The sequence below is a fragment of the Agrobacterium cavarae genome, from assembly GCF_004310285.1.
Classification (GTDB): Bacteria; Pseudomonadota; Alphaproteobacteria; order Rhizobiales; family Rhizobiaceae; genus Agrobacterium; species Agrobacterium cavarae.
In genome coordinates this window covers 194,058-214,899 of the sequence record NZ_SISF01000032.1, presented here as the reverse complement: position 1 = coordinate 214,899, position 20,842 = coordinate 194,058, and the positions used below count along the sequence as shown (strand labels likewise).

General features: G+C 58.4%; 18 protein-coding genes. 4 read left to right on the top strand and 14 right to left on the bottom strand.

Annotated elements, in window-relative coordinates; translation table 11 throughout:
- Positions 1-126: 126 nt before the first annotated feature.
- Together EYC79_RS16960 and EYC79_RS16955 are read right to left on the bottom strand one after the other, a co-directional pair.
- Positions 127-630, bottom strand: a complete 504-nt coding sequence (locus EYC79_RS16960; RefSeq protein ID WP_130978717.1) for an RNase H family protein — start codon at positions 628-630, stop codon at positions 127-129.
- 390 nt (positions 631-1,020) lie between these two features.
- Positions 1,021-1,308 (bottom strand): hypothetical protein, encoded by a 288-nt coding sequence (locus EYC79_RS16955; protein WP_062424116.1) that lies wholly within the window; start codon positions 1,306-1,308, stop codon positions 1,021-1,023.
- Positions 1,309-1,624: 316 nt separating this feature from the next.
- On the opposite strand from EYC79_RS16955, the gene EYC79_RS16950 reads away from it, so the two are divergent.
- Positions 1,625-3,715, top strand: coding sequence for a carboxy terminal-processing peptidase (locus tag EYC79_RS16950; RefSeq protein ID WP_062600052.1), 2,091 nt, complete (start codon positions 1,625-1,627; stop codon positions 3,713-3,715).
- Positions 3,716-4,011: 296 nt separating this feature from the next.
- Positions 4,012-5,421 carry a sensor domain-containing diguanylate cyclase gene (locus EYC79_RS16945; protein WP_130978716.1) on the top strand — a complete coding sequence of 470 codons (1,410 nt, stop codon included), beginning with the start codon at positions 4,012-4,014 and terminating at the stop codon, positions 5,419-5,421.
- Positions 5,422-5,454: 33 nt separating this feature from the next.
- Here EYC79_RS16945 and EYC79_RS16940 read toward each other — a convergent pair whose 3' ends face one another.
- From EYC79_RS16940 to EYC79_RS16910, 7 genes are all read right to left on the bottom strand, one after another.
- The gene (locus EYC79_RS16940; RefSeq protein WP_130978715.1) at positions 5,455-6,189 is read right to left on the bottom strand and encodes a copper homeostasis protein CutC; all 735 of its coding nucleotides are present in this window, start codon (positions 6,187-6,189) and stop codon (positions 5,455-5,457) included.
- On the bottom strand, positions 6,182-7,423 hold the full coding sequence (locus EYC79_RS16935; RefSeq protein WP_130978714.1) for an MFS transporter: 1,242 nt from the start codon (positions 7,421-7,423) through the stop codon (positions 6,182-6,184). Before EYC79_RS16935 ends, EYC79_RS16940 begins: the two co-directional genes overlap by 8 nt.
- A 225-nt stretch (positions 7,424-7,648) precedes the next feature.
- Positions 7,649-9,088 carry a M81 family metallopeptidase gene (locus EYC79_RS16930; RefSeq protein ID WP_130978713.1) on the bottom strand — a complete coding sequence of 480 codons (1,440 nt, stop codon included), beginning with the start codon at positions 9,086-9,088 and terminating at the stop codon, positions 7,649-7,651.
- Between the two features lie 14 nt (positions 9,089-9,102).
- Positions 9,103-11,022: a beta-N-acetylhexosaminidase gene (locus EYC79_RS16925; protein WP_130978712.1), complete on the bottom strand. Its 1,920-nt coding sequence runs from the start codon at positions 11,020-11,022 to the stop codon at positions 9,103-9,105.
- Positions 11,023-11,049: 27 nt separating this feature from the next.
- On the bottom strand, positions 11,050-11,832 hold the full coding sequence (locus tag EYC79_RS16920; RefSeq protein ID WP_130978711.1) for an SDR family oxidoreductase: 783 nt from the start codon (positions 11,830-11,832) through the stop codon (positions 11,050-11,052).
- Between the two features lie 4 nt (positions 11,833-11,836).
- Positions 11,837-12,703, bottom strand: a complete 867-nt coding sequence (locus EYC79_RS16915; RefSeq protein ID WP_130978710.1) for a MurR/RpiR family transcriptional regulator — start codon at positions 12,701-12,703, stop codon at positions 11,837-11,839.
- Between the two features lie 10 nt (positions 12,704-12,713).
- A complete protein-coding gene (locus EYC79_RS16910; protein ID WP_130978709.1) occupies positions 12,714-13,100 on the bottom strand; it encodes a RidA family protein in 387 nt (128 codons plus the stop codon).
- Between the two features lie 112 nt (positions 13,101-13,212).
- Here EYC79_RS16910 and EYC79_RS16905 point away from each other — a divergent pair, with 112 nt between their 5' ends.
- Positions 13,213-13,701 (top strand): hypothetical protein, encoded by a 489-nt coding sequence (locus EYC79_RS16905; protein WP_113272562.1) that lies wholly within the window; start codon positions 13,213-13,215, stop codon positions 13,699-13,701.
- A 34-nt stretch (positions 13,702-13,735) separates the two neighbouring features.
- Entirely contained in the window at positions 13,736-15,211 is a 1,476-nt protein-coding gene (locus EYC79_RS16900) for a M81 family metallopeptidase (protein ID WP_130978708.1), read from the top strand.
- Between the two features lie 138 nt (positions 15,212-15,349).
- Here EYC79_RS16900 and EYC79_RS16895 read toward each other — a convergent pair whose 3' ends face one another.
- From EYC79_RS16895 to EYC79_RS16875, 5 genes are all read right to left on the bottom strand, one after another.
- On the bottom strand, positions 15,350-16,468 hold the full coding sequence (locus EYC79_RS16895) for an ABC transporter ATP-binding protein (protein ID WP_112357888.1): 1,119 nt from the start codon (positions 16,466-16,468) through the stop codon (positions 15,350-15,352).
- A gap of 127 nt (positions 16,469-16,595) precedes the next feature.
- Positions 16,596-17,759 (bottom strand): ABC transporter substrate-binding protein, encoded by a 1,164-nt coding sequence (locus tag EYC79_RS16890; RefSeq protein ID WP_130978956.1) that lies wholly within the window; start codon positions 17,757-17,759, stop codon positions 16,596-16,598.
- Between the two features lie 95 nt (positions 17,760-17,854).
- Positions 17,855-18,715, bottom strand: a complete 861-nt coding sequence (locus tag EYC79_RS16885; RefSeq protein ID WP_062441713.1) for a carbohydrate ABC transporter permease — start codon at positions 18,713-18,715, stop codon at positions 17,855-17,857.
- Positions 18,712-19,596, bottom strand: coding sequence for a carbohydrate ABC transporter permease (locus EYC79_RS16880; RefSeq protein WP_062441711.1), 885 nt, complete (start codon positions 19,594-19,596; stop codon positions 18,712-18,714). Before EYC79_RS16880 ends, EYC79_RS16885 begins: the two co-directional genes overlap by 4 nt.
- 13 nt (positions 19,597-19,609) lie before the next feature.
- Entirely contained in the window at positions 19,610-20,788 is a 1,179-nt protein-coding gene (locus tag EYC79_RS16875; protein WP_113260893.1) for a Gfo/Idh/MocA family protein, read from the bottom strand.
- Positions 20,789-20,842: the final 54 nt, after the last annotated feature.

Genomic DNA, 20,842 nt, shown 5'->3' with positions numbered 1-20,842 from the left:
CACAATTGTTACGAAGCCCAAACACGGTTTAGCAGTTGCAGTTCCCTGTAAGTTTTAGCGGGCGCCTGAGGATTTTGCGCATCGTAGGTGTCTGAGGTTCCCGTTCCGTGGCGTAGGAGACCAACCTTAGCAAACTGCTGTGGCAACTGTTGCGCGCTGGATTGCCTGCCTCGCCAAGGCGTCCGCTAGTTCATTCCATGGCAGACCGACATGGCCCTTGCACCAGGCAATCTCGATCCTATCGCAGCGTGTCAGGCACGTGTCGAGCGCCTTCCAGTGATCGACATTGGGAACGTCTCGGCTACGACCCCTGCCGTTCGGCGCGCGCTTCCGCCAATGATTTGTTCTCCAGATGTGGCGCCACCTGTTGCATCCCGTCACTGCGTAGGTGGAATCGGACCAGATCGTCGCAGCTTCGCCAGGCGTATTCTCGTCCAGCCAACGGAGGGCTTCAAGAAGGGCAAGGAGTTCCGGCGCGCTGCTATCAGTGCAGCCTATACTGCCGGACCGCGACGCCACTTCGACATTGTGCCGAAGCGCGACCACGCCCCACCCGCCGATGCGCTTGATCGGGTCATATGAACCATCGACGAAGAGCTGGAGGTCGTGGGGAGCTGAGGATTCAGACATGGGCGAGGTTCTTTCGTCGATCGATCGGCAGCTGAGTTGATGACGCGGTTGAGTTAGAAAGGATTAACCGCTGAAGATGAGCTTCTAGAAGACAAAACACACCCGTGCCTATTTCCACAGCACCGTCTCTGGTTCTCCCTACTTCAAGACGCGGAGCTATGCGTCTATGCATATCTCACCTGCGATAAAGGTCATTTATTGTGTCGAGAATTACGGGTAGTTTCTAATCATCGAAGCGATGCACCTCCTCCCGCAAAGCTTCGAGTTGCAAATGTCCTTATCCTCCTCCCAAAGGGCATTTGTTAGAACAGCAACACTCCTCCTCCCAGTTGCTGTTCGGTTCTTTTCGAAAGCCTGCCGCACCTCCTCCCGCGGCAGGCTTTTTCGTTTTCAGCGTTTTTGTTTGCGGCGCAGGGTGACGAAGGTCACGACAGCAGCCACCAGGCCATACATCGTCCATTTGAAGGGAAGAGCATCCGCGGTTTCGCTGCGGATCGGCAGAACGGTCACGGTGCCGGGAGAGGATTCGTATCCGGCTTTGCCTTCCGCTTTCGCCTGTTCGATCTGCTGAGGCGAGACGGCCCATTCCGCGCCTCGCGACTTGTCCAACATCATGAAAGCCGCTCCGACAGCGATGCCGACGATGATGGCCACGACCAAGCTTCTGATATTTTGCATGTTTTACTCCTGATTTGCAGGAGCGTCTCTACAGCATTGACGGGAAAATCGGAATCGATTTTCGGAAAGTACGATGCGTCGATTTAGAAGAGGCAAAGCATGCTTTGTGCGTCCAACAGGACGCACAGCGCTTTAGCTGGTGCGTGCCGGTTGGCCCTCGCTTACTGCTGCAGGAAGTCCAGCAGGTCTGATGTAAGGCGTGGGCCGTCCGTCTCCAATTCAAAGGATCAATATATCTTGATCGCTTTTAAACTATCGCAATTTCGCCCAAGAATAAGATAAGACGGAGATATTGAGTAATAAGGAACATGTCGGGATGCGCTTGAAGCCCCTTTTCTTCAGCCTTGTCATCGGAATTGCCACCGTCGCGCAGGCGCGCGAGCCCGCGCAGATGCCGGTGCTGGAAGCCACTGCACCCGAGGCAGAAGCGGCCGCTCTCAGCGCACAGTTCCTGGAGCGTTATGCATACCGTCCTGTGCCGTTGGACGATGCACTCTCCGTCAAGGTCATGAACAAGTATATCAAGTCGCTCGACCCCGACCGGATGCTGTTCACGCAGAGCGATATTGACGGCTTTGCCAAGGACAGCAAAAAGATCGACGACGCGATCCAGAACAAGAACCTCGACATCCCTTTCTCAATGTTCAAGATCTACAACCAGCGTGTGGTCGAGCGGATGACCTATGCGCGCAGCCTGTTGAAGAACGGCTTCGATTTTACGGTGCAGGAAGACTATCCGCTGTCGCGCGAGGATGCGCCTTGGGCCAAGACGGAAGAGCAGGCCAACGAACTCTGGCGCAAGCGCGTGAAGAGCGACTGGCTCAGACTGAAGCTCGCCGATCAGGACGAAGCAAAGATCCGCGATACGCTCGACAAGCGCTACAAGAACATTCTGGACCGTGTCGAAACCTATAAGGCCGACGACGTTTTCCAATCCTTCATGGCGGCTTTTACCACGGCGGTCGATCCCCATACTGACTACTTCAGCGCCAAGGCTTCGGCTGAATTCGATATCTCGATGAAGCTTTCTCTGGTCGGCATTGGTGCCGTGCTGCAGGAGCGCGACGGGTACACGACGATCCGCGAGCTTGTGGCCGGTGGACCGGCGCAGCTCTCGAACAAACTCGCCGTCGGCGACCGCATCATTGGTGTCGGTCAGGGCGAAGAAGGCCCGATCAAGGAAGTTGTCGGGACGCGTCTCGACGAGGTTGTGCAGATGATCCGCGGCGAAGCGGGATCTGTGGTGCGCCTGGACATTCTGCCGGCCGATGCCGGAAATGCCAGCGGTCACCGGGTGATCAACCTGGTGCGCGATAAGGTCAGCCTCGAAAAGCAGGCGGCCAAGAAGTCCGTCGTGCCCGTCAAGCTTGGCGACCAGACATTGAAGATTGGCGTCATTGCGCTGCCGACCTTCTACGAGGATTTTGAGGCGCGCCGCGCTGGCGACAAGAACTATAGAAGCGCCAGCCGCGACGTCGAAAAACTTCTTGGCGAATTGAAGCAGGAGAAGGTCGACGGTGTCGTCATCGATCTGCGTGACAATGGTGGCGGCTCGCTGGCCGAGGCCATCGATCTCACCGGTCTCTTCACTGGCAAGGGACCTGTGGTTCAACAGCGCAATGCAGCTGGCAAGGTTGAAGTCGAGAATGATGATCGCTCCACGCCGGCCTGGGATGGTCCGCTCGGCGTTCTCATCAATCGCGGCTCCGCTTCGGCGTCGGAGATTTTTGCGGCCGCCATTCAGGATTATGGCCGCGGCGTAATCGTCGGTGACCCAAGCTTCGGCAAGGGCACCGTGCAGACGGTCGTCGATCTGGACAGGGTGGCCGGCAAGCAGGAGCCGGAACTCGGCCAGCTCAAGTTGACGATTGCCCAGTTCTTCAGGATCGACGGCGGCACGACGCAGCTGCGCGGTGTCACGCCCGACATCAACACGCCAAGCGTTCAGGACCCCAAAACGCTCGGGGAGTCCAGCTATGACAATGCATTGCCGTGGACGACGATCAAGCCCGCCAAATACAAGAAGCAGGGCGATATGACGGCACTTGTGCCTGAATTGGAAAGCCGTCATGAAGCGCGCATCAAAGACGACAAGGACTATCAGCGCTTCGTTGAAGATGCCGCAGAGCTGAAGGCCCAGCGCGAAAAGAAGACGATCTCCCTCAACGAGGCAGAGCGTCGCAAGGAAATGGCCGCGGTGGCTGCGAAACTCAAGGCGCGCCAGGAAGCCGGCGTCGTCGTTCCAGAACTCGATGACGGGTTGCAGGCCAATGAGCGAAGCCTCAGTGCCAACCTTGCTCTGGAGAATGCCCGGAAAAACGCGAAAGATGTGCTTCAGACTGAGGCGGCTGCCATCGTGGCCGATATGGCGGATATCTTGCCGGGCAAAGACAAGGCTTCCCGTTAAAATCGGAAGTAGTGCGAATAGATCTGTAGCTTCGGCCTGAAAATCGATTTGGATTTCGGGCCGAAGCATCAATTCAAGGTCTCGCTCGTTTGTGACGATTTAGTTTTGACCGCGTGGGGTCATGCTGGGGGTCAAGAGCTCTGATGTTGCTGTTTGCCGCTTGAGATAAGGTGGCCGATGCGGCGTCTTCACTCTTGAGAAAACCATTAACCTTGCCAAGGTAATTGTTTGCGCTGATAACTGCATCTGCCTTGTTGCCGATGTAAAGTATCTGCGTATTGCCAACGGAACTCACCATGACGGCGCGCCTTAATCACTTCAAGCTTGTTGGCCCTGTTGCCGTCATTGTCGGGCTTTTGTTGCTTGGGCTGGCCGCCGTACTGTTCTTTGGTGCTGCCCGCTTGGACGAAGAGGCGAAAGTGCGCCAGGAGACGTTGGTCAAGCGCAATGTCGCGATCTGGATTTCGGACATGGAAGTCGTTTTGACATCCTGGACGATCTGGGACGAGGCGATCGATAAGCTCAACAACAATTTTGATCTGAGCTGGGCCGAGCGAAATCTCGGCCAGTCTATCATCGGCACGTCGGACGTGCGCTCGCTCGCAGTAATCGACAGCAACGACAAGATTATCTACGCCAAGACGGCGGATGATTTCGCCAACCATTCGTTCCTTAAACAGGAACCGAGCGCGCTTGTCGCGGCAGCCAAACCATTGATCGACTCGGTGCGAGCGCGTGAGCACCAGCCGAAGAAGAGCGGCATTCCGGACAGGATCTCATCAAGCAAAATCGAAGTGGTGGGAAACGATGCTCTCTTGCTGACGGCGAGCCTCTTCCAGGCCGATATCGGGACAGTCGTCCCCAATACCGACCGCGCGCCAATCCTTGTTTCGGCCATTCCAATCGCAGGCAGCCTTCAGGCGTTTTTCGGTGAACGCTTCATGCTTGACGATGCAGCCGTCGAGCCGTCTGAGCAGGTCAAGCCAGGTCGCGCGTCTGTGGACATTGCCGCTGCCCCGCATGGGCAGGTACAGGTTTTGTCGTGGCAGGCGAACGCGCCAGCCCATGATCTGCTGCGGCAGTCACTGCCCTTCGCCGCAGCCACGCTCTGCATCTTCATCGCGAGCTGTGTCCTCGCAATCTCAACGTCGCGTCAGGCGCTCAGGATGCTTGTCGATGCGGAAAAGCACATGCGGCATGCGGCAACACATGATTTCCTCACGGGGCTTGCCAACAGAACACTGGTATCGACCAGGTTTACGCAGCTGTCGGAGCAGGGGCCGCTGACGGTTGTCTGCATCGATCTCGATGGGTTCAAGGCAATCAACGATCGCTTCGGTCACGCCGATGGAGACGATCTTCTGAAGCAGGTTGCCGAGCGGTTGCGTGCCGGATGCGCCGCGGAAGATGTTTGCTTCCGTCTTGGAGGCGACGAATTTGCGGTGATGATGCCGAAGGTTTCCGAAGAGGAGGCGGAGGCGCGGTGCCGTCAACTGGCTGCGGTGATTTCCAAGCCTTATGAAGTGAACGGCACGATCATGGCGGTTGGCGCGTCCTATGGAATGAGCAGGGTCCTGGCAGAGGAGACCTCGCCAGATCCCGTCTTCAGACGTGCAGACGAGGCGCTCTATATTGCAAAACGTCTCAACCGCGGTGGAGCCAATCCATTCAGAGGCGAAGTTGATCTGGCGGCGTCCTCCTCTTGATCATTAGCGACGCTGCCTTGCGCGTTGACCAAATCAGACCCCAAGAACAATCGTCTTCAACGCGCGAATAACCTGCGGGCTGGTCTGTCTGCGCTGCTCGGGCGCAAAACCGAATTCCACAAGAGAAGGGTCCTCTTTCGAAGAGGCGCTGCCCGAGGCATGGATTTCGTGGATGCCAGTTGCGGCCAGAAGCTCGGGCACGAGATCGGCCGTTACGCCACCGCCCGGCATGATGCTGATACGGCGATTCGCCTGATGCGCCAGGCGCTTCAGCGTCTCCATTCCAAGCGATACGTTCTTTGCGCAGCCGGAGGTTAGAATGCGGGAGATGCCGAGATCGATCGCGGTCTCGAGGGCTTCGATCGGGTCGCTGACCATATCAAAGGCGCGGTGAAGGCTGATGTCCAGGCCGGACGCAGCTTCAATCAACCTCGTCAAAACCTGTCGGTCAAGGCGTCCGTCTGTGGTCGTCGCGCCGATGACGACGCCGGGTAGCCCAAGCTCCCGTGCCTGCGCAATATCCGCCTCCATGATGGCGACATCGGCCTCGTCATAGATGAAGTTTCCGGCTCTTGGGCGGATGAGCGGGTAGACGGGGATTGGGCTCGTTCGTTTCGCGTGCTGCATCAGGCCGTAGGACGGCATCAATCCACCGACGCCCAGTGCGGAGCAAAGCTCGATGCGGTCTGCCCCGCCCTCGATCGCTGCGGCGAGACCCTCTGCGCTGTCGACGCAAATCTCCAGCAACCGCCCGGTATGATCAGCCATGATGTTCGCTTCCTTGTTGGGTGTGGAGATCGTCCTTAACAGCCGGCCGCTTGTGAAGGAAGCCGAGCAATGCCACACCGCAGAGACCTGCAAATGCGCCGAGCATTGCCGTGTGGGAATAATCACTGACAGCCGTGCCGACCGAGAAGAGCAGGGAGCTCAGGCCGCCGCCCAAGAAGATGTTGACGGCGATGAGCGAGCTTCCAAGACCTGCGCGCCTGGCGATCAGGTTTTGCAGATAGGTGATGGGCAGGGAAATGATGCCGGCTGCGCCGAGACCCGAAAGAGGTGTCAGCAGGTAGACTGTCATCGGGTCTTTCGCCAAGCCGAGACCGAGCATGTAAGCGCAATAGATCAGCGCACTTGCGGCGATGGCGACGGCGGCCGATGTCTTGGTTTCCACCCATCCCCAGAAGAAGATGAAGACGATCTCGAGAAGAGCGACGATGCCGACGATCGCGCCGACATCGGCCGGTTGCCCGCCCGCCTTTCCGGTTACCACGAGCGGCAACACGATGCCGTTGACATGCAGGGTGCATGAGATCAGCGCAATGGCAAGCACGAAGGGCCAGATCTGGCGTGAGCCGAGATGGCGAATGGATGCCAGGAACGCATAAGCCGGCTCCCGTTCGGCATGGGCAATGGTTTCTTCACGCATGAAGCGGGCAAAGAGAATGAAACAGAAGGCGCAGGCGATCGCCGCCAGCAGAAACGCCGGGAGCATGCTCGTTCGGCCCGCAAGCGCGTAACCGACAATGCCGGGCACAAGGACCCAGGAGAGCGAGATCGCGGCACGAACCGCGGAGTTGACGGCGATGAGATCACGCGGCGGCATGCCGGCACAGCTTGCGCGGACATAAGCAAAAATCAGCGAGTTGAGCGCTCCGTAAACCGGAACGGGAATGAGCAGCGCAAGTGCGAAGGTCCAGATGGTCGGAAAGGCATAAACCACGCCATAGCCCAACGCCCCGGATATGCAGGCGCCGAGAATGGGAAGCTTATAGTGGCCGAGCCGGTCCGAGAGGATGCCCATGCTGATGCTGGCCGACACGTTGACCAGCGCTGCGACGAAACTCAGGATCGAGAAACCGGCATCTGTCAGGCCGAGTTCGCGAATGCCAATCAGCGACATATAGGGCGCGGTCGCGGCACCGGTGAAACCGAAGACGAAAATACCGGCAGCCGAAAGCCGCAGCTGGTCATGTCGATAAACAAAGGGCAGCGCCGACAGCATGGATCGTCCACTTAAAGCATGGTCCAAGCAAAAGTGTGGAGTGATTTTGCAATGACGACATGCGGTAAAAACAGGACCTGAAGCGTATGAGCGAATCTGAAAGATCGCGCTACGCTCCAGGAGAAACAGCCTGCGATCACGCAGGATGGGAAAGTTGAAGGGGCGCTCGGAAGGTATCCCGAGCGCCCGCGAGTAATTCAGCAGTCAGCGGCTTGGCTGAAAGCCTCAACGCCATCGTGCGGATGGTTTCGCAGACGGGGTATAGTCGAAGTCCTTTACGAAAGGAAATATCGGTTGCACCCGCCGCTTCGATGGCAACGTCTCGATGTCCTGGTTGATTACGCCATCCGTCAGCGCCATCAGGTTGGGATTGGACAGCGGCTGAAGCTCTGGCGAGAGATAACCGGATTTCACCACCAGCAATCTTACTTTGGCGGGGTCGATGCCATGACGGGTGAAGTCTGCGATATTGTGGTAGGGGCGACGGCGGGCTGCCAGAATGAGCGTGATGCCGCCGATCTTGACGACAGCCTGTCGTTCATCCGCTGGGCCTGGATCATCAAGACTGACAATCTCGGCACCGACTTCGACGAAGGGGCTGGCGGGATCGAGTGAACCGCCGATCTTGAGGCTGAGCGTCTTGCCGATGCCAGCGGCGAAACACGCTTCCACCGCCGGACGGTCGGTAATGCCGCCAATGACGGCACCTTCGAAGCCGCGCAGGATCAGCGCCTTCAACACGTCCGCACGATCGCCCACGCCACCACCCGTGGGATTGTCGCCGGAATCGGCAAGAATGACCGGCTGCGTTTCGGCCTTCTCGGCCAGGTCGAGCATATCTTCGAGATCGCCGCTGACGGGACCAAAGCGAAACTCTTCTCTCGCTTGCCAATAGGACAGTGCAATCTCTTCCGCGGCGCATTTCGCCGCTTCGGGATTTGACCCCGTCACCACAGCGCAGGCGGTTGCTCGCGGCTCATCTGCCCAGACATAGCCGACCATCAGATTGGCATCCCAGACGCCGTCGATCCGATCATGCTCCGGCAGGCGGTGGTAGAGCGATTTGGCAGGCTCATCTTCCGTCGAGGTTTTCTCGCCCGGCAGCAGAACCGGAACCGGAGCCCAGGCGACACCTGGCTTTTCGCCCGTCTTCAGCGTCCTGATCAGCATCGACCAAGTCCGCACCATGGTCTCGCGCACATCGATATGGGGCGCGGTGCGATAGGCGGCGAAGATGTCGATCTGATCGACGATCTTCTGGGTCACGTTGCCGTGCAGATCGTAACTGACTGCCAGCGGAATATCCGGACCGATGATCGAGCGGGCATTAGCAATCCAGTCGCCTTCGGCATCGTCCATGCCTTCGACATTCATTGCGCCGTGCATGGCAAGATAAAGACCGTCGAGCGGAAGCGTTGCCCGCAGCTTGTCGGAGAATTCTTGCTTGAATCCTTCATAGGTGGCACGGGAGACCGGCCCACCTGGAATGGCGCGGGCGTGAAGGAGCGGAAAGATTTCCACACCCTCGGTCGGCAGGAAGCTGAAATACTCAGCGCCCGTCAGATCGTTACCGCGCGACAAGCGAAAATCTTCTGGCTGCATGAGAACAGGCGAATAGGTGGAGCACTCCGTATGAATGCCGCCAACTGCAATGCGTAACACCATGGCACTGTCTCCGATCAAAGCGTGGGGCTGAGGCGCACGAGCGCCGAGAAGCGATCCCAATCCTTGCGCTCACGCGGCGTCCAAGCGGCTTCTGCCACGGCGGGAAGACGCGGGAAGACCAGATGGTTGAAGTAGTTGCGGTTGAGAAAATGTTCGGTCCAGATGCAGGCCTGCACGCCACGAAGACGCGGCTTCAGGTCCTCGGGAAAATCACCCACTGCCTCATAGTGATAGGTGTGATGTGGCGGCACGGTGCCGGCCCAGCTGGCGCCCGGCTCCTGCCAGGCTTCGTCCTGCACCATGTCGAGATAATAGGCCTGCCCAGGCGTCATTACGACGTCGTAACCTTCTTTCGCCAGCTCGACGCCGACTTCGGGCGCGCGCCATGCCATCAGCAGTGTGCCGTCCGGATCGACGCCGCCGCCGTGGGAGACTTCATCCCAGCCCGCCATGCTGCGGCCTCTCTCGGCCAGCATTTTCTGAATCCGCTTCATGAAGTGGCTCTGGAGCCCGAAGGTGCCATCCAGCCCCTCCTTCTCCATCAGCTTGCGCGCCAGCGGCGAGGCCATCCAGGTGTTATCGGCGACTTCGTCGCCACCGATGTGGATGAGCTTTGACGGGAAGAGCTCGACCATTTCATCGAAGACCTTGCCGAGGAACACGTAGGTCTCTTCGATGGCGGGATTAAGGGCGTTGTTCGGGAAGCCTTGAACCGAGCGATAGCTGTCGGGCGCTTCCTGACCATCGACCAGTTCGGGAAGAGCGGCCAAGATCGCAGTGCTGTGACCAGGTATATCGACTTCCGGCACGACTTCGACATTCAGCTCGCTCGCATGGGCGATAATCGCAGCGACATCCGCCTGGGTGTAGAAGCCCCCGACCGGCTCTGCGGCATTGCCAAGCTGTGGAAGCATTGGCTCATCGGGGCCGCGCATAACGCCCACGGTGGTCAATTGCGGATAGGCACGAACTTCGAAGCGCCACGCCTCGTCATCGGTCAGGTGCCAGTGGAACACATTCATCTTGTACCAGGCGAGAATATCGATGAGACGAAGCACGTCTGGTGCCGGAGCAAACTGGCGGGACACATCGAGGTGGCATCCTCGCCATCCGTAACGCGGTTCGTCCGTGATCGTGCCCGAACCGGGGAAGCGGAAAAGCGCCGCGTTTCTGCGCGCGCCATCATGAAGCTGTGCGAGTGCTGTCAGGCCGTATTGACGGCCCGCATCGCCGCCATAGGCAAGCACGATCTCATCTTCGGCGAATGTCAGCTCATATGCTTCCGCCGCCAGCGAACCGCTCTGTTGAAAACGAATAGCCTTACCCTGTTCGACCGCGATCAGCGAAAATGGCTGATGGGCTGCAGAAAACAGGCGGCGATGAAGACTGAGGACCGTGTCCATCGCCTTCACGTCAGCCAGAGTGCTGCCCGCTGCCGGGTATAGCACGACGGGTGTTTCACCCGCTTGCAACTTCGCCTGTTTCGGCCAGGGCAGAAGCGAGAAAGGCTCGGTGACGCGTCCTTCCGGCAGGAGCGGCTTTTGCGGCTCGCTGACCCTGCCTTCCAGCATCAGATCGGCAACGTCGATGGTGTGATGGGTACCATCGGAGAATGTCAGATAGGCGGATTTCGCGCCATCGGTTCTATGCTTGGCAGGCCGCCAGAGGCCGCGCACGGTAAAGCGCCAGCTGGCGCCGGGCTCCAGAACGAAGCCGGCAGGCGGCGCGTATTGGTGGAAATTGGCGTTGCGCAGCAGGAACGTCGCGTTCTCGCAAGCTGGGTTATCCATGACGCGCGTCAGCGCCGTATAGGCGAGTTTGAAGTCGCTGATCGGCGTGTCGGTGAGGTTGACGAGGGTAAAGACAAACCCGCCTGACGGGTCGCCCTCAATGGGATGCCATGCGTTTTCGAGGCGGAATCCGGTCTTGCTCATCGTCGTTCCCTTGATTTTTATGCGTGTTCAGTAATGTTCGGATTGAGAGAAGGTGTGGGCGAGTTCGGCTTGGCCTGCCGTCAGCCCGCAATCGACGGGCAGGCAGACACCGGTGATCGCCGCTGCCTGATCGCTTGCCAGAAAATGGACGGCATTGGCGACGTCGTGCGTGGTGGCGATACGGCGCAGTGCATACCAGCGTTTCACCTCTTCAAACACATTCGGATTGGCTTCGGCGCGCGCTTCCCAGGCTTGGGTGCGCACGGTTCCGGGCGCCACGGCGTTGGCTCTGATGCCGAACTTTCCGTATTCGACCGCGATCAGCTTGGTCAAATGGATCAACCCCGCCTTGGCGGCGCTATAGGCCGGATGACCGAAGACAGCCATGCCGTTGACGGAGGCAATGTTGACGACGGATCCTTGCATTTCCTTGAGGTCGCGCTCGAACGCGCGGAAGGTCAGGAATGCAGCCTCCAGATTGAGGCTCGAATCCATGCGCCAGATCTCCGGCGTCGTGTCGTGTAGTGAAACGGCGCGTGCTGCACCGGCATTGTTGACGAGGGTTACGACCTTACCGCGCGCCTCTAATTGGTCCGTCATGGATTTGAGGCTATCGGCACTGGTGACATCGGCGACCATGGTCACGTAAGCGGCTCCACCGCCAAGCGCGGCAACCGCGCTTTCCAGAGCGCCCGCATCAATATCGACAAGGACTATAATGTCGTGACTCGCTGCGAGACGGGCAGCGATTGCGCGCCCGATATCGCCGGCAGCGCCCGTCACCACGGCGATGCGCTTATGGGTCGTCATGTCGTCAGTCTCCCAATATCTGGCGGTCGTCGCCGCCATCGCGATGCTCCAGCAACTGCTGCTTGATCTGGCGCAGCGTGATGGTGGAGTGTTTGCGGTTCTTGTAGGCCACGAGGCTGGCAATCACGTCGATCACCGCGAGATAGGCAAAGCGCGTCGAGGTGGGGCGATAAATGTTGTCGCCTTCCGGAAGGTCGATGCCGATGACATGATCTGCGAGCCTTGCCACCGGGCTCTTCACTTGGGTGAGCGCGATGGTGCGAATGCCGTTTTCTCTTGCGAGTTTGAAGCAGCGCATCAGTTCCTGATTGCGGCCTGAAAAGGACGAGCCGATGATCACGTCGCCCTCTTGCGCTGCCGCCGTCAGCATGAGTTGCATATTGTGGTCATTGCTGGCGGTGATGCGGGTGCCCAGGCGAAACAGCCGGTTCTGCAATTCGAGCGCCACCATTGAGGAATTGCCGCCGGAGCCGAAGGCATAGACCATGGAGGCCGCAGCAATCCGCTCGGCCACGGTATCGAGTGCCTGCGGATCAAGCGCGCGGTGAACCATGAAGAGTGCGTTCTGGGCTTTGGTGATGATGTCTTCGGCGACATCCTCCGCCGACGTGCTCTTGGCTTGCGGGTTGAGGTAACGGACGCCGACGAAAGCGGTCTTGGCGAGACGGACCTTGAAGTCGGCGAAGTTCTGGCAGCCGAGCCGGCGGCAGAAGCGGGTCACCGTCGGCGGAGAGACATCCGCCTTTTCCGCCAGTTCGATGATCGAGGCGCCGACGGCGAAGTCGAACTCGTTCAGCAATATCTCCGCGATGCGCTGTTCGGATGGCGAAAACTGCGCTCTTTCATCCTGAATGGTCGCAAAGATATCCATCGGCCTGCTTTCAGGACTTGGGTTTATAGGCGATGCAGTCGATCTCGACCTTGCAGTCCACCATCATCGAGGCCTGAACGCAGGCGCGCGCCGGCGGATGTTCGCCGAAATAGCTCTGGTAGATGCGATTGAACGTCCAGAAATCACGCGGATCATCCAGCCACACGCCGCAGCGCACGATATGCTCGACGCCGTAGCCTGCTTCGTGCAAAATAGCGATCACGTTCTCGATGGTCTTGTGAGTCTGTTCGATGATGCCGCCGGAGATGATCTCGCCATTTTCCATGGCCACCTGACCGGAAACGTGCAGCCAGCCATCGGCCTCGACTGCGCGTGCAAAAGGAAGTGTCTGTCCGCCTGCGCCGGATTTTTCAGCGCCATATCGTTTGATGCTCATGGGATGGGCCTTGCAAATTATTTTCGTTATTCATTGACAAGTGACCATAGAAAACGGATTTTTGCCAGAGATTTTTGGTCATCATGAAAATAATTTAGATATGGAGCCCTCGATGCGTGATCCCTTCAGAAACCCGTTTCCTGCCTCGGATGCGGCGCGACACGCCATTTGGGAGATGTTGGTTCCGCGCGATATCGATGCATTTCTGGCCGCGGACTGGTCAATGGTGGCAGATGACTTCGTGGAAGACGGTTTCATCGGCATCAGCGGCAATCGCGAACCGAATCCCGACAAGTGGACGCTGGCCTTCCCCAATCTTCCCGCCTACCGCGACGAGTGGCTGAAACAGGCACGCGAATTTGCAGAAGGCAGTTACGGCGAAGACCCACGGACGGCGATTTTCACCACGACGACCCTGGAGGAGATCGAGATTTCTGGCGAAACGGCGTTGGTGCGCAAGAAATTCGACGGCAGCATCAAGAAGGCTGATGGCTCGACCGATGTGATGAAGTGGCAGACACTCTATTATTGCCGCCTGCATGAAGGTCGCTGGAAGATTTCCGGCTTCACCGGTTATCTGCCGAATCCAATGGGCCAGTAAACGTCCTGCCCTTCAGCAAAAAAGGCCCAAGCCCTTGCGCATCTTTACCGCGGCTCTCGCCACAGAGACCAATACTTTCGCGCCGATCTGCATCGACAGGCGAGCTTTCGAGGAATCGCTCTATGCACCGCCGGGCCAGCATCCCGTCACACCCACGCTCTGCACTGCTCCGATCACTGTCGGTCGCGCAGTCTGTGCCGCCAAAGGCTGGACACTGATCGAAGGAACGGCGGCATGGGCGGACCCGGCGGGCCTCATCAACCGTCAGGCCTTCGAAAGCCTGCGGGATGAAATTCTCGATCAGTTGCGCGTGGCAATGCCCGTCGATGCAGTGGTGCTTGGCCTCCATGGCGCCATGGTTGCGGATGGATACCTCGACCCGGAAGGCGATCTTTTGGCGCGCGTCCGGGAGATCGTCGGGCCTGATATTCTGGTCTGCGCCGAGCTCGATCCACACAGCCACCTGACGAGCAAGCGCGTCGATGCCGTGAACTTCTTCGTCGTCTTCAAGGAGTTTCCCCACACGGACTTCGTCGACCGCGCTGAGGATCTGTGGCGGATCGCGGTGGATACGCTGGAGGGGCGCGTCAAACCGGTCATGTCCGTTTTCGATTGCCGCATGATCGACGTGTTTCCGACGTCCCGCGAGCCGATGCGCAGCATCGTCGATCGGATGATGGCGACAGAGAAGCAGGACCCGGAGGTGCTGTCGTTGTCCGTCATCCATGGCTTCATGGCGGGCGATGTGCCCGAAATGGGAACGAAGACCATCGCGGTGACCGATGGCAATGCGGCCAAGGGCGTGGCGCTGGCGCGTTCGATCGGGCTTGAGCTCTTCGACAAGCGGGGTACCTTCATGATGCCGCAGATCGGTGAGGCCGAGGCTGTGTCGCTTGCGATGAAAGCGGATGCCTCAACCGGTCCGGTGGTGATCGCAGACGTGTGGGACAATCCAGGCGGCGGTACGGCGGGCGATGCAACGGTGCTGTTGCGTGAACTGATGGCCCAGGGCGCCACAAGCGTCGCTGCCGGTCTTGTCTGGGATCCGATTGCGGTGCAAATCTGCATGGCAGCAGGCGAAGGGGCTGAAATCCCGTTGCGCTTTGGAGCAAAGTCCGCACCCAATACCGGCGATCCCATCGATGCCCTGGTCAAGGTCGTCAGGGTCGTACCCAACGCCGAGATGAAGTTTGGAGACAGCATCGCGCCATTCGGCGATGCTGCCCATATCCACTTCGACGGGATTGACGTGATTTTGGGGACGGTGCGGGTTCAAAGCTATGACCCGTCTCTCTTCACGGCCCTAGGCATCGATCCGCTGTCGAGGAAGATCCTGTTGATCAAATCGACCAACCACTTCTATGCCGCCTTTTCCAAAATCGCCTCGCAGATCCTCTATTGCTCAGCTGGAAAACCCTATCCCAACGATCCGGCAACCAATCCTTATCGCCGCGTCAGGCGGGATATCTGGCCGATCGTGCAGGACCCGCATGGACATAAGGCGGCGTGAACGGTCACCGATGGTCGTGAGAGCTCGCGGATGCTCTCTCGGCATCTATCGAATGAGCACATAGTATAAGGGCGCTTCCTTCAACCGAGGAAACGCCCTTAAACTTTATCTGCGCTTCAAGCCGCCTCGTAACGGAGGTCAGGCCAGAACGGGCAGCTCCTGTGTCTTCCAATCGATACGACGTTCCAGCGCATTGCCATCGCCATCGAAGAGGTGGCAGTCCGCGCCGTTGATGGCAACCGAGACGGGCTGCTCGACTGCAACAGGCGCCGAGCCCGAAAGAAGAGCGCACCACTGCTGGCCCGTAGAAAGCGTCGAATAGGAAATGGTGTTGATGCCGAGACGCTCGATAACGCTTGGCACTGTCGTGATGGTCATGTCGCCGGTGCCGAGGCTCAAATGTTCCGGACGTATGCCGAGGGTCAGCGTATCGCCTGCACGCACGTTTCCACGCGCGACAGGCACGGTCAGTTGCTTGCCTTCGTAGGCGATGGTCACGCCGGTGTCGGAAGCTTCCACACAGGTCACGGGCAGGAAGTTCATCTTGGGGTTGCCGATGAAGCCTGCGACGAAGAGATTGTCCGGCTTGTGGTAAAGCTGCAGCGGCGAGCCGACCTGCGCGATGCTGCCGGCATTGAGAACCACGATACGGTCGGCCATGGTCATGGCTTCCACCTGGTCGTGGGTCACGTAAATCATCGTCGCTTTCAGCTGCCGGTGAAGCTTGGTGAGTTCGATGCGCATGTCGGAGCGAAGTGCTGCATCAAGGTTGGACAGGGGCTCGTCGAACAGGAAGATTTTCGGTTCGCGCACGATCGCGCGGCCAATAGCAACGCGCTGGCGCTGGCCACCAGACAGCATGCCGGGGCGCTGCTCGAGGCGATGCTCAAGCTGCAGGATCTTGGCGACCGCGTGGACCTTTTCGCGGAGCTTGTCTTCCGCCATCTTCTCGACGCGCAGCGGGAAGGCGATGTTCTCGAAGACGGTCATGTGAGGGTAAAGTGCGTAGGACTGGAAGACCATGGCGATGCCACGCTCGACCGGCGGCTTGTCGTTGACGCGGATACCATCAATGACGATATCGCCGTCGCTGATCGATTCCAGGCCTGCAATCATGCGCAGCAGCGTTGATTTTCCGCAGCCGGATGGGCCGACGAAAACGACGAATTCTCCGTGCGGAACATTGAGTTGCACGCCTTTGAGGACTTCAAAGTCGCCGTAGAATTTTTGAACGTTGTTGAGATGAAGCTGACCCACGATCGTCTCCAGAGGGCCGTTTGCACCCGGTGCATTCGGCAGCGCTGTTTGGTGTACCGCAAGGCTTTTCGTCACATGCGGTGGTGTCGAAGGGGACGTTTGAGAGAACGCCCCCTTCGGTTCGATATTACTTGTACTGCTCGAGGTCGGCCGACGCCTTCTTCAGCGCGGCTTCAGGCTCAGCCTTGCCGGTGACGACAGACTGGACCATCTCGATCATGGTGTTCTGGAAGCCCTTGTAGTCGGTGAAGAGCGGCTCAGGACCACCATAGGTGATGCCCTCGATCAGAGGCTTCCAGTAGGGATCCTTTGCAACGAATTCATCGACCTTCGCGGAAGGACGCAGAGGCGTCAGGCCGGCATCGCCCTGAAGCTCATACTCGCCCTGCGGACCGGGAGAAGTGATGAACTTGGCAAATTCGATCGCCTTCTCCTCAACGCCCGAACCCTTGAAGATGGCAAGGCTGTCGGTGATGAGCAGCGTACCCGGACCTTTGGCCGATGGGCCAAGCGGGAGCGTTGCGATACCCCAGTTGATGCCGGTCTTCTGCAGACGCGAGGCGGCACCCGAGCCAGCCTGGATCATGCCGACCTTGCCGTCGAGGAAGATCGCGCGGATTTCGTTCTGCTCGTAAGCAGTTGCGCCTTCAACGGAGTAGGGGGTGATGTCCTTGTAAGCCTTCAGAGCAGCCAGCACTTCAGGACTGTCCATGACGATCTTGTCGCCATCGATGACCTTGCCGTTGTTGGTGTAAACCCAGTGCATGAACTGGTGCATGGTGTTGTCGAAGGTCTTGGCAGGCAGGCCATAACCGGCAATACCGGTCTTTTCCTTGATCTGTTTGGCAAAGGCGATTTCTTCCGCCCAGGTCTTTGGTGGCGTTTCAGGATCGAGACCGGCCTTCTTGAACAGATCCTTGTTCCAGTAGAGAGCCTTGGTGGAGAAAGCGACCGGAACGCCCCACTGTTGATCATCAATGGTGACCGTATCGACGATGTGCGGATAGTAGGACTTCTTTTCCTCGTCCGTCATCGGAACGGGAACGATCATGTCGTTTTCGGAGAACTGCTTCAGCGTGCGCGAGCCGACATAGGCCATGGCGGCTGGAGAGCCGGATGCAGCAAGCGTCGTTGCCTTGTCCTGGCACTGTTCCCAGCCAACGACTTCCGGCTTGACGGTCCAGCCTGCGTTCTTGCCTTCCCATTCCTTGATGTATTTTTCATGGATCGGGTCGATCTTGTCGCCGCAATAGATCCAGGAAATTTCCTTGTCGGCGGCGTGTGCGGACATGGCGCCCAGTGCTGTCGAAGCAGCAAGGCTCAGCGCGTAGAGGGTAAACTTGAATTTGGTATTCACGGTCAGTCTCCCATTCTCTGGTGGTTATCTTATTGTTTCACCGCGCCTGCGGTCAGTCCGCTGACGAGATAGCGTTGCAGGAAGAAGATCACGATCATCGCCGGGGCAATGCCGACGAAACTTGCGGCCATGAGTTCGTTCCAGATGACCTCCTGGCGGCCGAAATAGGCAAACAGGCCGACCGGCAGAGGCATGTATTCCGTTTTTGAGTTGAAGGTCAGCGCGTAGATGAACTGTTGCGCATAGGCTTCGATGAAGGACGAGATCGCCACCACCATAATTCCAGGCATTGCCACCGGAATGATGACCCGGCGCAGTGTGTAGAAGTAGCCGGCACCATCGACATAGGCTGCCTCATCCAACTCGCGCGGGATACGCTTGATATAGGTGACGAGCAGCCATATTCCGGTCGGGATGATGAAGGCCACGCCTGGTATGATCATCGCCATATAGGTGTTGAGCACACCGATCGAGCGCATCAGCCGGAAGAGCGGGATCAGCAGCACTGCGCCCGAGAACATCTTCACCGCCAGGAAGCCACCGAGCAACACATTCATGCCCTTGAAGTCAAATCTCGCAAAGGCATATGCCGCTGGGATCACGAAGATCAGGACGATCAGCGTGATGCTGCCAGAAATGAGGAACGAGTTGAAGATGTAGCGGGCAAAGCCCGGTACGCTGACCCACATCGTCCTATAGGCTTCGAAGGAGCCGTTTTGCGGCCAGAAGCGATAGGGTGACGAAAAGAGCTGGCTAAGAGGCTTCAGCGACACCAGGAAGCCTTCGACAAAGGGCGACAGCACGAAGATCAGGAACAGCGCAATGCCGCAATAGATCGCAAGGACTTCGTACCACTTGTAGCGGTTGATCAGTGCGGGAGGAGGTGTCATCGCTTCTCTCCGGGGGAAAGCTTGCTGACAATGCGGAAGTAGGCAATGCAGAAGAGGGACAGGAAGATGCAGATCAACACGGCGCGGGCAGCACCCTCACCATACTTGTAAGAGCCGATGGCGGTCTTGTAGGTATCGATGATCATCGTCGTGGTTTCGCCATTCGGGCCACCGCGGGTCAAAATCCAGATGATGTCGAAGGAGTTGAAGGTCGAGATCAGCGACAGCATCGACATGGTGATCATAGACGGCACGAGAAGCGGCAGCGTGATGCGGCGGAAACGATAGAAGCGTCCGGCGCCATCCACCCACGCAGCCTCATAGAGATCCTGGGGGATCGACTGCATGGCCGCAAGAAAATACAACGTAACCATGGGAACGCCGATCCACACATCGGTGACGACGGTCGCCCAGAATGCCGTGGAGCCCTGCGCGAGAAAGGCAACCGGTCCATCGACCAAACCGGCGCGTTGCAGCAGGCCGGAAATCATGCCGAACTGGCCATTATACATCCAGCCCCACATAAAGATGCCGATCGCCATGGGAACGATCCAGGGCGGCATTGTCAGTACTCTGAAGAGCGTCCGGCCTGGCACGGCGGCATTCAGCATGGTCGCGCCGAAGGTGCCGATGATCATCTTGAGCGCGACGGAAAAGAACGTCCAGATGAAGGTACGGATGATGACTTCAGCAAAGGAAGCGTTGAATATCTTGTCGTAGTTGGCCCAGCCCACCCAGTTGGTTGTCTTCTTCAGCGACGCGTCGGTGAAGGACAGAATGAACGTATCGACAAGCGGGTAGGCGACAACCGCAAGAACGTAGAGAAGGGCTGGCGCCAAAAGCAGCCATGCGAAGAAAACGGCGCTTCGTCTGGTGTCCATGATCACCCTTTCATCAGGCGGAGCGCTTTTGCGCGTCTTCGGTGCCGTGAAGGCAAGCGTCGTACTTTGCCCAGACTGGTGCCAGATCGACCACCTTGCGGGCAGCACGCGCTTCGTCCATGGCAATCGCCAGGATGCCGGCTTCGATGGCGTCGAGCGCCGAAACCGGTAGGGCAGCGCCCGTCGTGACATGGGCAAAGACATCGGCGGCCATCTGCTCGTCCGCGCCGTAATGGTGCGATTTTACCGATGGTGCCTGATAGGTGTTGCCGATCAGCTTGGCGCTGTCATGGGCGCGATGAACGTCGAGGAAGCCACGGACGAAATCGCCTTCCGCCATGCCTTTCGCGCCGACGACGCAGAAGCGGCGGAACTCGTCAGGCACGTTGAGGTTCGTGTGGAAGGCCAGCGACGCACCGTTTTCATATTCGACGATGGCGGTCTGGAAGTCGATGATGTCGCCATCGCTGTCGAACACCTTGTCTGCACCCATCCAGCCGCTTGGCTTGCGGAAATAGATATCAAGATCATTGACGCCGGTATTCTGTGGGGCATTCTTCGGCACGAAACTGCGGCGTCCGCCGAAGCTCGACACATAGCGCGGGCGCACGCCCATGACGCCGTTATAAAGGTCGAGGTCGTGGCAGCACTTTTCCAGCATGAAGCCGCCGGCATATTTGTCGTAACGGCGCCAGTCGCGCATGAAGAAGGCGCCATGATAGGGGGCAATATGCTCGGAGGCTTCGATCGAGGCGATATCGCCGAGAAGTCCCTGAGCCTGCGCCTGCCGCAGATCGCGGTAAAGCGGTGAATAACGAAGCACGAGACCGACCATCAGACGGTCCTGGCCGTACTGGTTTAGGAGCCGCGCGAGTTCGAAGCTTTCTTCGATGGTGGTGACGATCGGCTTTTCGGTGAACACCGTCAGGCCTGCTTCCAGACCGATGCGGATATGCTCAAGATGGAAAGTATTGGGGGAGCCGATCATGAGCAGATCGAAGGTTTCCTTCGCGATCATCTCCTCAGGGGTTTCGTAAGCGCGTCCGGCCGAAATATTCTCTGCCTCCAGCTGCTTCATGCCCGCTGGCTCGGGGTCGACATGGGCGACGATCTCAAAATCAGGATCGATTTCCGTAAAGACCTGGCCAAGATAGCCAAGGCGGAATCCGAGTCCGATTATTGCGACTTTCATGGCTTTGCAGCTCCCCTTTTCGTAATTTATTTTCGTAGCCTGTTGCAAATTTCC